11 protein-coding genes are annotated in these 13,900 nt (G+C 71.3%); 6 read left to right on the plus strand and 5 right to left on the minus strand.

From position 1 onward, the window contains the following. Positions 1 to 122 precede the first annotated feature (122 nt). Positions 123 to 2,321, plus strand: coding sequence for an elongation factor G-like protein EF-G2 (locus tag EV375_RS02335; RefSeq protein WP_130297964.1), 2,199 nt, complete (start codon positions 123 to 125; stop codon positions 2,319 to 2,321). Positions 2,322 to 2,441: 120 nt separating this feature from the next. Next, entirely contained in the window at positions 2,442 to 4,112 is a 1,671-nt protein-coding gene (locus EV375_RS02340) for a hypothetical protein (protein WP_130297965.1), read from the plus strand. Positions 4,113 to 4,236: 124 nt separating this feature from the next. Here EV375_RS02340 and EV375_RS02345 read toward each other — a convergent pair whose 3' ends face one another. Further along, complete coding sequence (locus EV375_RS02345) at positions 4,237 to 4,674, minus strand: archease (RefSeq protein WP_130297966.1); 438 nt, start codon at positions 4,672 to 4,674, stop codon at positions 4,237 to 4,239. Positions 4,675 to 4,872: 198 nt separating this feature from the next. On the opposite strand from EV375_RS02345, the gene EV375_RS02350 reads away from it, so the two are divergent. The 3 genes from EV375_RS02350 to EV375_RS02360 all read left to right on the plus strand — a co-directional run bounded on the left by EV375_RS02350 (position 4,873) and on the right by EV375_RS02360 (position 7,903). Further along, complete coding sequence (locus EV375_RS02350) at positions 4,873 to 5,298, plus strand: CBS domain-containing protein (RefSeq protein ID WP_130297967.1); 426 nt, start codon at positions 4,873 to 4,875, stop codon at positions 5,296 to 5,298. Between the two features lie 539 nt (positions 5,299 to 5,837). Beyond that, positions 5,838 to 6,638, plus strand: coding sequence for a sigma 54 modulation/S30EA ribosomal C-terminal domain-containing protein (locus tag EV375_RS02355; RefSeq protein WP_130297968.1), 801 nt, complete (start codon positions 5,838 to 5,840; stop codon positions 6,636 to 6,638). A gap of 149 nt (positions 6,639 to 6,787) precedes the next feature. Continuing rightward, positions 6,788 to 7,903, plus strand: coding sequence for a baeRF2 domain-containing protein (locus EV375_RS02360; protein WP_130297969.1), 1,116 nt, complete (start codon positions 6,788 to 6,790; stop codon positions 7,901 to 7,903). A gap of 241 nt (positions 7,904 to 8,144) precedes the next feature. Here the strand turns inward: EV375_RS02360 and EV375_RS02365 are convergent, their stop codons facing one another. Together EV375_RS02365 and EV375_RS02370 are read right to left on the minus strand one after the other, a co-directional pair. Then, entirely contained in the window at positions 8,145 to 9,569 is a 1,425-nt protein-coding gene (locus tag EV375_RS02365; protein ID WP_130297970.1) for an RtcB family protein, read from the minus strand. 87 nt (positions 9,570 to 9,656) lie between these two features. After that, entirely contained in the window at positions 9,657 to 10,088 is a 432-nt protein-coding gene (locus EV375_RS02370) for a DUF2267 domain-containing protein (RefSeq protein ID WP_486588233.1), read from the minus strand. Positions 10,089 to 10,436: 348 nt separating this feature from the next. Here EV375_RS02370 and polX point away from each other — a divergent pair, with 348 nt between their 5' ends. Next, complete coding sequence (polX, locus tag EV375_RS02375) at positions 10,437 to 12,164, plus strand: DNA polymerase/3'-5' exonuclease PolX (protein ID WP_130297972.1); 1,728 nt, start codon at positions 10,437 to 10,439, stop codon at positions 12,162 to 12,164. 59 nt (positions 12,165 to 12,223) lie between these two features. Here polX and EV375_RS02380 read toward each other — a convergent pair whose 3' ends face one another. Together EV375_RS02380 and EV375_RS02385 are read right to left on the minus strand one after the other, a co-directional pair. Then, the gene (locus tag EV375_RS02380; protein WP_130297973.1) at positions 12,224 to 12,871 is read right to left on the minus strand and encodes a protein-L-isoaspartate(D-aspartate) O-methyltransferase; all 648 of its coding nucleotides are present in this window, start codon (positions 12,869 to 12,871) and stop codon (positions 12,224 to 12,226) included. Positions 12,872 to 13,311: 440 nt separating this feature from the next. Further along, positions 13,312 to 13,869: an HIT family protein gene (locus tag EV375_RS02385; protein WP_130297974.1), complete on the minus strand. Its 558-nt coding sequence runs from the start codon at positions 13,867 to 13,869 to the stop codon at positions 13,312 to 13,314. Positions 13,870 to 13,900 lie beyond the last annotated feature (31 nt).

Consider the following 13,900-nt stretch of genomic DNA (forward strand, 5'->3'; position numbering starts at 1 on the left):
TCCGCGGCACCGTCCCTTCCTACGTATGGACGCGTGCCGGGAGCGGTGGAAAGCTCGAAGTACCGCGGTTTTCGCGACGAAGCCAGATGTAGCCAGCACGTGTCGACCGGAAGGCGGGACACATGGGCGACAAGGCGAACACACACACCGGAGCCGCCGGCAGGGCAGCGGCGGCCGACCACCCCTCCAAGCTGCGGAATGTGGTCCTGGTCGGCCACAGCGGATCGGGAAAGACCACCCTCGTCGAAGCACTCGCCCTGGCCTCAGGGGCGGTGTCGAGAGCCGGAAGGGTGGAGGACGGCGGGTCCCTCTCCGACTACGACGAGATCGAGCACCGCCAGCACCGCTCGGTGCAGCTCTCACTGGTGCCGGTCGAGTGGGAGGGCATCCGGATCAACCTACTGGACACCCCCGGATATGCGGATTTCGTCGGGGAGTTGAGGGCCGGTCTGCGGGCAGCGGACGCGGCCCTTTTCGTTGTCTCGGCGGCCGACGGCGTCGACGGCGCGACACGGCTGGTGTGGGAGGAGTGCGCGGCGGTCGGGATGCCGCGCGCAATCGTCGTGACTCATCTCGACGCCGCACGGGCCGACTTCGAGGAAATGGTCTCGGTCTGCCAGAGCGTCTTCGGCGGGGACGACCCCGACGCCGTCATCCCGTTGTACCTGCCGCTGCGCGGTGCGGAGGGCGCCGACGGACACGCGCCCGTCGAGGGCCTCATAGGGCTGCTCTCCCAGCGCCTCCACGACTACTCCTCCGGAACGCGCACCGAGCGGGAGCCCGGGCCCGAACTGCTGCCGCAGATCGAGGAGTCCAGGAACCGGCTCATCGAGGGGATCATCTCCGAGAGCGAGGACGAGACCCTCATGGACCGCTATCTCGGCGGCGAGGAGTGCGACGTCCCGACGCTCATCCAGGACCTGGAGAAGGCCGTCGCGCGCGGCGTCTTCCATCCCGTGCTGGCGGCGGCGCCCGCCGCCGGGGGCGCACGGCACGGCCTGGGCACCGTGGAGCTGCTGGAGTTGATCACGGGCGGCTTCCCCTCGCCCCTGGAGCACGAGATCCCCGACGTCACCACTCCGGAGGGCAAGCCCCGCCCGGCGCTGACCTGCGACGCCGACGGCCCGCTGGTCGCCGAGGTCGTCAAGACCTCCTCCGACCCGTACGTCGGACGCATCTCACTCGTCCGTGTCTTCTCCGGCACGCTCCGTCCCGACGAGACCGTGCACGTCTCCGGTCACGGACTGGAGGACCGGGGGCACGAGGACCACGACGTCGACGAGCGGATAGGGGCGTTGTCCGCGCCCTTCGGCAAGCAGCAGCGCCCCCTGTCCAAGGCCGTGGCCGGCGACCTCGCGTGCGTGGCCAAGCTGACCCGCGCGGAGACGGGCGACACCCTCTCCGCCAAGGACGACCCGCTTCTGATGGAACCGTGGGTGATGCCCGACCCGTTGCTGCCGGTCGCCATCAAGGCGCACACGAAGGCCGACGAGGACAAGCTCTCGCAAGGGCTCTCCCGGCTCGTCGCCGAGGATCCGACGATGCGCCTGGAGCAGAACCCGGACACCCACCAACTCGTCCTGTGGTGCCTGGGCGAGGCGCACATGGGCGTCGCACTGGAGCGGCTGCGTGCCCGCTACGGCGTCAACGTCGATTCCGTGCCGCACAAGGTGTCGTTGCGGGAGACGTTCGCCGAGAGCGCGGAGGGCCGCGGCCGGCACGTCAAACAGTCCGGCGGACACGGGCAGTTCGCGATCTGCGACATCAAGGTGGAGCCGCTGCCGGGCGGTTCGGGCATCGAGTTCGTCGACAAGGTCGTCGGCGGGGCCGTGCCCAGGCAGTTCATCCCTTCGGTGGAGAAGGGCATTCGCGCCCAGGCCGCTAAGGGCGTCGCCGCCGGCTACCCCCTTGTCGACTTCCGCGTGACGCTGCACGACGGCAAGGCCCACTCGGTGGACTCCTCCGACGCCGCGTTCCAGATGGCGGGTGCGCTCGCGCTGCGCGAGTGCGCGTCCAAGGCGCGCATCCATCTCCTCGAACCCGTCGCAGAGTTGCAGGTGGACGTCGAGGACGAGTACGTCGGCTCGGTGATGAGCGACCTGTCCGGACGGCGCGGAAAGGTCTCCGGCACCGAGCAGGCCACCGACGGGCACACCCTCGTACGGGCGCAGATCCCGGAGATCGAGATCAGCCGGTACGCCGTGGAACTGCGCTCGCTCTCCCACGGGACGGGCCGCTTCGCCCGCTCGTACGCCTGCCACGAACCGATGCCCCAGCAGCTGGCCGGCAAGATCCTGGAAGCCGCGCAGAACGGCGGCTGACTGCGGCTACGCTGGACAAAGGCACGTGAAGAAGTGTGCCGGCCACGGCAGTTGGGAATGTGCTGTGGTCGGCACCGCACGTGGGCGGGCAGCGCCGAGGCTTGACGAAGTGGGGGCTCAGTGGCCGGGTTCGAGGATTTCGAAGGGATCGAGGCCGCGTCCGACTTCAGTCCGGGCGCCCAAGTGCCGCTCTCGGGTTCGGGCGGCCAGACCGCGGCCACGCAGGCCCTCGCCTCCGCCGCGTACCGGGACGGCCCGATCACGGAACTTCTCAAGGCGAACGACGGCGCGAAGGTGAAGCCCCCGCGCGTCTCGCTGTTCGAGCCGAACCTAGGCGAGGCGTTCTCCCGCGCCGTGCAGGTGCGGCTGCTGGGAGGGGCCCGCAAGGCACTCATCCAGTCCTTCGGCATCGAGCCGCAGACGGTTGTCGAGCACTGCCTTGCGGCCACCCGCATCCGCAAGGACCGCGACACCCGGCTGACCGTCATCATGGTCATCTTCGGAGTGCTGTTCCTGCCGGGGACTCTGCTGTGGCTGCTGGCCTTCCAGCTGCGCCGCGCGCTCGCCGGAGCGCAGGACAAGCGGATGGGCGCCTTCGGTATCGCCGCCATGATCGCGCTGGGCGGTCTGGCGGTTCTGTTCGTACTCAAGCTCCCCTTCGACGGAGTGCTCGGCATCTATCTGCGCGGCATGCTCATCGTGCCTGTCGTCGGCTGGCTGTGGGCGAAGCAGGTCTGCGAGCGCTCGGCCAAGATGCTCCGCGGACAGTGGGAGCAGCTGCTGGGCGGCAGCGGCGTCGGGGCGAAGATCCCCGAGGCCGTCCCGCAGGACCCGGGGGACGCGGGCGCCGAACGCATCCGGCTGGGTCTCGCCAAGCTCAGCGCCGAGCAGGCCAGCAACCTCGTCTACTACGCGGGCCCCAAGGGGATACTCGGCATGGGCACCCGCTGGGGCAGCTGGCAGCTCGCCGAGGAGCTGGTCCCGAAGGACGGCGAGGCCGACATCAACCCCTTCCGCAGCTGGGATGTGGTGCGCGCCATCCACGACCAGCTGCGCAGGCTCGAGCGCGGGCCGCTGCACACCGGCGGCTTCCCCACACCGTCGATACGGCACTGGATCGTCTCCCCCATCGGCGAGGGCGCCACCGAGGTCAAGCGCCCCGAGGGCCAGGAGGTCGAGGGGTACCGCATCAAGGACTTCGAGATACAGCGCATCTGCAACGAGCAGCAGTTCGGCAGCGGCAACAGGCACTACCTCGGCGTCCAGTTCGTCCTCTGGGACGGGCAGTTGGTGATCACGCTGCTGATCACCGTGACCGTGCTCCACCACACGCTGCGCATCGAGGTCACGGGTCATGCCCTGGGCCCCGTGCATCCGCTGTTCACCACGAAGCCCAAGGCCAAGACCAAGGAGGTCTCCAAGAGCGTGAAGTTCTGGGAGACAAAGGAGGTCAACCTGCCGCTGGTGGAGGCCAAGGAAGTGGTCCGGCTCACGGCCCGCGCGCCCTTCACCTGGTTCCCCCCGGTGCTGGACTTCCTCGGCGGCAAGCTGACGCTTCCGGAACCGTTCGGCCTGCGGCACGCCTGGGCTGACAAGCCCTGGCGGCACCGCTTCATGGCCGACGACGCGCTGCGCGCGGCCACTCCGGTGCTGCGCGTCGTGCACGCGGCGGCGATGCGCATACTCGACGAGAACGGCTGCGACACCGAGCAGTTCGGCACCCGCTCCCTCTTCCTCAGCGCTCAGGTGCAGGGAGCCGAGCCGAAGAAGGCCGACGTCTACGACGCGTGAGCCGGCGGCGTCGCGGCGGCACCGGCTTCAGGCGCGCCGCCGTGGCCGGAGGCCGGTCCCGGAGCGCGTGGCGGCCGGTCCCGGGCCGCGTGGCCGGCCGCGATCGAGCGGCCGCCCGACCCGGTCACACGTCCAGCGTCACCGAACAGGCCCAGCCGTGCGGGCCGCGGCGGAAGACCAGCTCGTGCAGGGTCACCGCCTTCGGCGCTGCCCCGGTGACCGGCAACGGGGCGACCTCGGCCATGTGCAGGGCGGCCCGCAGACCGCCGGGGACCTCGGTCAGCGTCACGTCCACCGGGACTTCGCCGTCGGTGTCGAGCCGGTAGACCAACTCCTCGAGCAGCGCTCTGAGCAGGTCCTCGTCCGTCTCCGGCCGCACCGTGACGTCACGCTTCCGCACGGGAGCTGCCCCGCTCACGTCCAGGAACGACTCGCAGACGCCACGCACCGCGTGCGCCAGGCACTCCTCACGAGTGGGGCCCCACGCCTCCACCCGCAGGTCCGCCGTGTGCGGGACCGTGCGGTGCCCGCCCCGCCGCTCGGCACTGTCGGGTGGCACCACGGCGCGGCCTCCTCGTGAGTTGCCTGTCCACGGTCCATGCTCCGCCGGCGGAGGCGGGGCTGCGGCAGCGCGTTACTCCGGATGCGTGGCAGGAGTGGCGAGCTGAGAATGGAGTCTGGTTGAGGGCTTCAGGGGACATACGAGACCCGTGTGCCACCTGGGAACGCCGCCCTCTGTGCCTGAATCGAGGAGGCTGCCATGACCATCGCCCGAGACGTCATGCACACCGGTGCCCACTGCGTGGGCGAACACGAGACCCTCGAGACCGCGGCGCGCCACATGCGCGACAAGGATGTCGGTGTCCTGCCGATCTGCAGTGACGACGACAAGCTGCGCGGCATCGTCACGGACCGCGACATCATCGTGAAGTGCATCGCGGCCGGCGGGGATCCGAAGAAGATGACCGCCGGGGAGCTGATAGCCGGAAAGCCGGTCACGGCGATGGCGGACACGGACATCAGGCAGGTGCTGGAGGTCATGGAGGAGCACCAGGTCAGGCGCATGCCGATCCTCGACAACGACAAGCGGCTGGTCGGGATCATCAGCGAGGCGGATCTCGCCCGCAACCTGCCCGAGCGGGAGGTCGGCCGCTTCGTCGAGGCCGTGGTGGCCCGCAGCATCTGAGCCCGGGAGCCGGGCCTCCCGCGCGTGCGCACACCGTGGCGGCATGCCAGGGACCGGTTCGAGCGGGGCCCGGACGAGCTCTCGGAGATCGATCACGGCGTCGGCGGCACGGCGACAGGGCCAGCGACCCCGCGGCAGGTCTGTGTGATGTCGCTCTGTGGTTGCGCTCTGTGGTGTCGCTGTGCGCTGTTGCTGTGCGGTGCGCTGTTGCTGCGCGGTGCGCCACCGGGAGCGGGCAGATCAACCCGGGCCTGACACCGCTGCCCGGGCCCCGCACCCGGCTGATCGACGTGCGAGACGGCGCCCGGCTGGTACGCGGTGGCCACGTGCGGCGTGACCGCGGGCTCGGGCTCGGGTCTGCGCCACGCCGGGCGGCGGAAGCGCTGTAAGCACGGGCTTCACCGGCCCGCCTCTTCGGCAGCCCCGCGGTGCCCCGGGGGTGCGGGCGGGGCGGCCCCGCGCATGGGCCCTTCGGCCCCTGCACGGATGGCCGCCCGGGCGGCCAAAGTGGAAACAGCACCCAGGGACAGGAGGCTGCCATGAGGCGAACGGTGCAACAGCGGGCTCCCGAGATCCAGGTGACGACCCGCGGCGAACTGTCGCCGGACGCCGCCGACTACGCGCAGCGGAAGGTGCAGTCGCTGCTGTCCCGGGCGCCGGAACCGGTCCTGTACGGCCGGGTCAGGCTGACCCGCACGGCGAACCCCGCCACGCGGCGCCCGGTGACCGCCCAGGCCAGCCTGGACGTCAACGGACGCGTCGCGCGCGCCCAGGTCGCCGGCAGGACGGCGACGGAGGCGGCGGACCTCCTGCACGACAGGCTCGGGGAACGACTGGACCGGCTGGCCCGGAACTGGGAGGCCCGGCGCGGCGGGATGCCCGTGTCCGATCCGCACGAGTGGCGGCATCTCAGCGAGCCGGCCCATCATCCCGACTACTTCCCCCGTCCGCCCGAAGAGCGGCAGGTCGTACGGCACAAGTCGTTCACCCTGGACCGGGAGTCCCCGGACGAGGCGGCCTTCGAGCTGGAGATGATGGACTACGGCTTCCAGCTGTTCACCGACATCGGCACCGGTGAGGACAGCGTGCTCTACCGGGCCGGCCCCACCGGATACCGGCTCGCGCAGCTGCACCCCCGCCCCCGCGGGGCCGAGACCTCTGCTGTGCCGCTGACCGTCAGCGACCTCCCCGCCCCGCGGCTGACCGTGGACGAGGCAAGGGAGAGGCTGGATCTGGCCGGGTTCCCGTTCGTGTTCTTCGCCGATGCGGCCACCGGCCGCGGAAGCGTGCTGTACCACCGCTACGACGGCCACTACGGCCTGGTCACCCCCGCCGAGTAGGCCGACTGTCCGGGGCCGGCCGGGTACGTCCGCATGCACCCGGCCCGCGACCGCCCAGGCGGAGTGCGCGGCACGGCCGACGCACGGACTCGAGCGGGCGGCCGCGGCCCCGGACGTGAAGAACCTTTCGTCTGGCTGAGGAGGCCCGTATGAAAACGGTCACCGACATCAGCGACGGCGTCCTGTGGAATCTGCTGGCCGGCCACGCGCCGGTGATTTCGGTGTACTACGCCCTGGACGCCCGCCCCGAGCAGGAGGAGGACGCCGAGCTGCGCTGGAAGGCCCTCGTCCAACAGCTGGCCGAGCAGACCACCGACGGCAGGGAGGCCATGCAGGCCGTTGCCCGGCAGGCGCTGGCGGCGCTGCCCGGTTCCGGCACGCTTGCCGCCTTCGCCTCGGACGGCGAGCTGGTCCACGTCACCGAGATGCCTGGGGCCCGGCAGACCGATCTCGTCCAGTACGGACCGCTGCCGCACCTGCTGCCCCTGCTGGAGTGGCGGCAGGACCACCCCGCGTACGTGCTGGCCGTGTGCGACCGCACCGGTGCAGACCTGGAGATCTGCCCGGAGGCCGGCACCAGGCCGGTCCGGGAGACCGTCGACGGTCCCGACGACGAGATCGTACGGAACGCGCCCGGCGGCTGGTCCCAGATGCGCTATCAGCATCGCGCTGAGGACTCCTGGGAACACAACGCCGCACACGTCGCCGACGCCCTCAGCCGGGCCGTGGCCCGCGTCTCGGCGCGTCTGGTGCTGCTCGCCGGGGACGTGCGCGCCGTGCAGTACCTGACCAAGCACCTGCCCAAGGCCGTGCGGCATCAGGTGCGCATTCGTGGGGTGAGCGGGAGCCGCAGCCACGACGGGGCCTTCGACGGCCGCAGGGCTCAGGTCGAAGCGGAGCGGCGCCGCGAGGGCGAGCGGCAGACGCGGGAGCTGCTGCAGGAGATGGCCGAGGAACGCGGCCCCCGGGGCCGCACCGTGGATGGGGTGCGGGAGACCACGGAGGCCCTCGCCCGCGGGCAGGTCGGCGCCCTAGTGCTCACTCACGATCCGAGTGACACCCGTACCGCCTGGTTCGGCCCCGGGCCGACCGATATCTCGGACCGCCAGATGCCCGACCAGAGCGGTACTGGCCTGTCGCCCGGCTCCCTGGCGGACGTGGCGGCGCGGGCCGCGCTTCTCACCGACGCCGACGTGCGGGTCGTCCCGCCCGGCACGGAGGGGGCGCCTGCCCACGGGGTGGGGGCGCTGCTCCGGTACACCTGAGCTGCCCGCGGTGCCTGCCGTCCGCGCCGCGCAAGTCACCGCCGCGGCACAAGGCAACTGGCGGGCGGCGCAAGGCACTTCGCCGCGGCCTCAGGGTGTCGAGCCGTGGGCCGGCGGACGCGATGCGTCCACGGCCCGGTGCACGCTGCCCGTGGCTCCGAGCGGCGGAGCGGCGGCGACGGCGCCGGGTCGCCCGCGCCGGTTCGGGGCGGTTGCGCTGTGGCGCCCGTCAGCCGCCCGGTCACCCCTTGGTGACACCGAGCGGAGTCAGCCGCACCACCAGCCGGGCCAGCCCGGCACCTTCGGTCGCCGCGGCCACCGCGTCCACGTCCTTGTAGGCCCCTGGGGCCTCCTCCGCGAGCCCGCGCCAGGAGGACGGCCGTACTGCGATACCGCGGGACTCCAGTTCGTCGCGCAGCTCCTCGCCGCGCACCCGGCGCAGCGCCTGGTGGCGGCTCCATACCCTCCCCGCTCCGTGGCAGGCGGACCGGAACGCCTCGTTGCCGGGCATGCCCACCATCACGTACGAGGACGTCCCGAGCGTGCCCGGGACCAGCACGGGCTGGCCCACCGCGGCGAGGTCCGCGGGAAGGCCCGGGGCGCCGCACGGGAGAGCGGGCGTTGCGCCCTTGCGGTGGACGCACAGCCGGCGGGGCAGGCCGTCCACCTCGTGGGTCTCCGTCTTCGCCATGTTGTGGGAGACGTCGTAGACCAGGTCGAGACCCGTCCCCGCAGCGTTCTCGAACGCGCGGCGCGCCGCCTCGGTGAGCAACTGCCGGTTCGCCCGCGCGTAGTTGGCGGCGGCGGCCATCGCGCCCAGGTAGTCGCGGCCCGGCGGTGAGACGACGGGAGCACAGGCCAGTTGACGGTCCGGCAGTTCGATGCCGTACGTGTGCAGAGCGCCCTCCATGACGCGCACGTGGTCGGTGCACACTTGGTGGCCCAGGCCGCGGGAACCGCAGTGGATCATCACGCACACCTGGCCCGCGTGCAGTCCGAAGGCGGCGGCTGCGTTCTCGTCGTAGACCTGGTCGACGGCCTGCACCTCGAGGAAGTGGTTCCCGGAGCCCAGGCTGCCCACCTGCTGCAGGCCCCGGTCCACGGCCCGCTGCCCGACCTGTGCCGGATCAGCGTCCGGCAGCGCCCCCTGGTCCTCGCAGCGCGCCAGGTCGCGCGCCACGCCGTGACCGCTCTCGACGGCGTACTGCGCCCCTCCGACCAGCAGCTTCTCCAACTCGGCACGTCCCCGAAGCCGCCAGAGGCCACCGCGTCCCATGCCGCGCGGAATTGTCTCACCGAGCACGTCCATCACCGCGGTCAGCCGGGGATCGGACCGGTCGAACCCGGCGTCGGAGGCGAGCAGCCGGACCCCGCAGGAGATGTCGAACCCCACGCCGCCGGGCGAGACCACACCGCCGTCATCGACGGCGGTCGCGGCGACCCCGCCGATCGGGAAGCCGTACCCCCAGTGCACGTCGGGCATGGCGAACGAGGCGCGAACGATGCCCGCCAGCGTCGCCACGTTCACGACCTGCTCCAGCGCCTTGTCCCCGGCGGCCTCCGGCAGCAGGTCCCGGGTGGCGTGCACGACACCCGGGACGCGCATGGGTCCGCGCCGATCGATGCGGAAGCGGAACGGACCGTCTTCCACCAGCGTGATGTCCATGCCGTCACCCTCCGTCGGTTCAGCCGTGCTCCGACTGCGGGGTGGGCGAGCCCGGGACGGTAGGCCCCGACCGGGCCCGTCGGCCCGTCAGGAGGCGGGCTGGAGGAGCAGAGCACGTACGTCGTGCGGGAGCTGCTCCAGCACCGTCTCCAGCTGTCCAGGCGAAACGTGCCGCCGCACGACGCCCGTGACGGCGGGAGCCATGTGCGGCACGTCGTCGGTGCCGACCTTGGCCTCCCGCACGAAGCGGTCCACGTAGGCCGCGCGGTCGTACTTGACCGGCACGACGCTCGGGTCCCAGCCGTCGTAGTAGACGCCGCGCAGAAGCTCGGGGAGCTGCGCCGCGAAGTGGGCGGCGCCGTCGACGGTGAGCCGGTCGCGGAGCGTGTGCAGCCAGGTGCGCAGGACGCGGTGGGCGAGGTGGCGGTCCTCGGTCCCCAGGGCGTCCGAGACGTCCTTCAGCCAGATGTTGGCCGAGTGGATGGCGTGTTCGAAGTCGAGAGAGCGTGTGGAAGACAAGGATTCTCCCCTTCCGGTCTGTTCCCGGCATCCATGCCTGCACATCGACGGGGACGGAGTTCGGCAGGGATGCCGGAGTGGTCAGGAGATTCAGAAGGATTCACCCTGCGTGGAGACTGCGAGCGCTGACCGCAAAGGCCGTCTGACGCTCGCCACCGGGCGCCACGGCCACCGCCGCGGATTCGGTTTTCACATCCCCACCTCAGCGTCCATCGTATTGCGGATGCCGCCGGTCGGCAGCCGCGGACGCGGCGCACCCGTGCCCGACGGGACGACCGGGCCGCTGTGCTTCGGGGGGCGGATGCGGTTCGAGTGGCACGGCGAACGCATCCTCCTAGAATTCTCGGTGTGGCCAGGCCGAACGACGAGGTCGAGACACTCCTCCAGGAGTACGCCGACCTCATCGCGATCACTGGCGGGGACGCCTTCAAGGCACGCGCCTACGAGAAGGCCGCCCGCGCGATCGGCGGACACCCCGCCGACGTCTCCCGGCTGGACGCTGAGGGCCTGCGCGAGATCCCGGGGGTCGGCAGGTCCATCGCCGACAAGGTGCTCGAGTACCTGAGGACCGGCCGGGTCGCGGCAGTCGAGGAGACCCGGGCGCAGATCCCGTCCGGGGTGCGGGAGCTCATCGCCATCCCGACTCTCGGCCCGAAGAAGGCCATGACCCTCTATCAGCGTCTGCACATCTCCTCGGTGGACGAGCTGGCCGAGGCCGTCAAGGCGGAGAAGCTGGCCGACCTGAAGGGCTTCGGCAGGAAGACCGAGGAGAACATCCTGCACGGCATCGCCCTCATGCGGCAGGCGGGCGGCCGTGTCCCTCTCGACGTCGCCATGGGTCCGGCCGAGGACATCATCGCCGAACTCTCCGGAATGACCGGATGCCGGCGCTGCACCTACGCGGGCTCCCTGCGCCGTATGAAGGAGACGGTGGGCGACGTCGACCTCCTCGTGGCGGCGGAGGAGTCCGAGCCGTTCATGGCGGCGCTGAGCGAGCTGCCTTCCACGGCCGAGGTCGTCGCGCACGGCGAGACGAAGACCACGATCCGCACCGTGAAGGGCCTCCAGGTGGACCTGCGCGTGCTGCCGCCGGACTCCTGGGGCGCGGGCCTGCAGTACTTCACCGGCTCGAAGGCACACAACGTCCGCACCCGCACCATCGCGGTCCGCCAGGGGCTGAAGCTCTCCGAGTACGGACTGTCCGAGGTGGAGAGCGGGCGGACGATCGCCTCCCGGACCGAGGAAGAGGTGTACGCGAGGCTGGGTCTGCCGTGGATCCCGCCCACCCTGCGCGAGGACCGCGGGGAGATCGAGGCGGGCCTGCGCGGCGAACTGCCCCAGGTGATCACGGAGGGAGACGTCAGGGGCGACCTGCACACCCACACCGACCTCACCGACGGCCTCGCGCCTCTGGAGGAGATGGTGACCGCCGCCGCCGGCCGCGGCTATGCGTACTACGCCGTCACCGACCACGCGCCCAACCTGTACATGCAGCGCATGACCGAGGAGAAGATCCTCACCCAGCGGGAGCAGGTCCGGGCGATGGACGGCAGACACCGCAGGATGCGGCTGCTGCACGGCGTCGAACTCAACATCGGACCGGACGGGGAACTCGACTGGCCCGACGGCTTCCTCGCCGGCTTCGACATCTGCGTCGCCTCCGTGCACTCCCACACCGCGCTGGACCGCGCCGCGATGACCCGGAGGCTTCTGCGGGCCTGCGAGAACCCTCACGTCAACGTCATCGGCCATCCGACCACGCGCCTGATCGGCAAGCGGCCGGGGATCGACGTGGATCTGGACGAGGTTTTCGCGGCCTGCGCCCGCAGCGGTACCGCACTGGAGGTCAACGCCCAGCCCGACCGCCTCGACCTGTGCGACGAGGACATCCTCCGCGCCAAGGAGTACGGCGCGAAGTTCGCGGTGAACACCGACGCCCACTCCGTGCTCCAACTCGCGAACCTGCGCTACGGGGTGGGCACTGCGCAGCGGGGGTGGCTGACGACCGAGGACGTGATCAACACCTGGCCGCTGCGGCGGCTCCGCCGGTTCCTGCGCAAGGGCCGGACCGGGTAGCAACTGCGGGGGCCCACGGCCCGCGGGGGGCGACCGTGCGGTCCCGGCCGGCAACGGGCTCAGAGGGGATACCCGTACCGGCCGCGCAGGGGCACGAAGCAGGCCCCCGCCAGCACCTCCCGGAATTCCAGCCCAACCCCGGTCCGGCGGAACGCCGTCACCTGCTCCCGTCCCCCCGGCCCGATGGGCTGGACGAGGACCCCGCCCACGCGCAGCTGCCGGATGAGCGGCTCGGGCACCTCCTCGAACGCGGCGGACACGATCACCGCGTCGTACGGGGCCCGCTCCGGCACGCCGCGGCTGCCGTCACCGACCACGACCTCCACGTTCCTGACACCACGGCGGTCCAGATTGCGCCGGGCCCTCTCGGCGATGTCCTGCCACATCTCGACGCTCACCACGTCGGCGGCCAGGGAAGCGAGCAGCGCGGTCTGGAACCCGAGGCCGGTACCCACTTCCAGGACGTGCTCGCTCCCGTCCAGACCGAGCCCCTCGATCATCATTCCGGACAGTGAGGGCTGCGTGGTCACCTGTCCGTGCCCGATGGGCAGGGGCGCGTCATGGTACGCGGACGAGACGAGCTCCGGAGGGACGAAGTACTCCCGGGGGGTCTGCCGCACTGCGTGCAGCAGCCGGCCGTCCGTGACACCGGCCAGCTCGAAGGCCCGGGCCAAGTCCTCCGGGGACCGGGCCGGCGGCCGGGTCATGGTCCCGCCCCGTCCCCGGGCCCGCAGCCCCCACAGCCGTTCAGGACGATTCCGCGCGCCGCGCGCCGGGGCTGTTCTCCGCCTCGGCCGGCTCGACGTGGACGCGGGCGTCCTGCACGCATGCTTCCAGGCTAAGTCGGCGAGATGCACGGTGGCCCGGCGTCACGGCGCGAGGACGCAGAGTCCAGACCCCTTAGCCCTGTGCCGCGAGGCAGGCGGCGTCGCTCTCGTCGTAGCGGGGTGGCCGGGCCCCGCCATTGCTTGAGCCTTGCCGATGCAGTGCTGCGCTGCACGGTGCTGCGCTGCTCGCGCTGAGGACCCCGGTCCGGCGGCAGCAATGTCCAATCCGCGCCCAGTGCACGTCAGTTGACGACATGCCCCACCGACGAGCACGTGGTCCGCAGGAATCGCCCTAGTTGTTCTCTCCGTGGAGAGAACAACTAGTCCTGCCAGGCGTCGGCCAGCATCGCGCGCGTCTCGCCGAGCAGTTGCGGCAGCACCCGTGTGTGGCCGACGACCGGCATGAAGTTGGTGTCGCCTCCCCACCGCGGCACGACGTGCTGGTGCAGATGCGCGGCGATTCCGGCGCCGGCGACCGAGCCCTGGTTCATGCCGAGGTTGAAGCCCTGCGCCGCGGCGGCGACCCGGAGCGTCTTCATCGCCCGCTTGGTGAACCGGGCGAGTTCGGCGGTCTCCTCGTCCGTCAGAGCGGGATAGTCCGCAACGTGCCGGTAGGGGATGGTCATGAGGTGCCCGCCGTTGTACGGGTAGAGGTTGAGGACCGCGTAGACGTGCTCGCCCCGGGCGAGAATCAGCCCGTCCTCGTCGCTCTTGGCCGGGATCGCGCAGAAGGGGCAGCCGTCTTCCTCCTCGGGACCGGCGGGCTTGTTCTCGCCCTGGATGTACGCCATGCGGTGCGGTGTCCACAGTCGCTGGAACGCGTCCGGTGTCCCGACCCCGATCTGCTCTTCCGGCTCGCTCGTCATGCGGGCCAGCATAGGACTTCGCCGGTACGGGGCAGGGCTCCAG

The organism is Streptomyces sp. CNZ301, assembly GCF_004217425.1.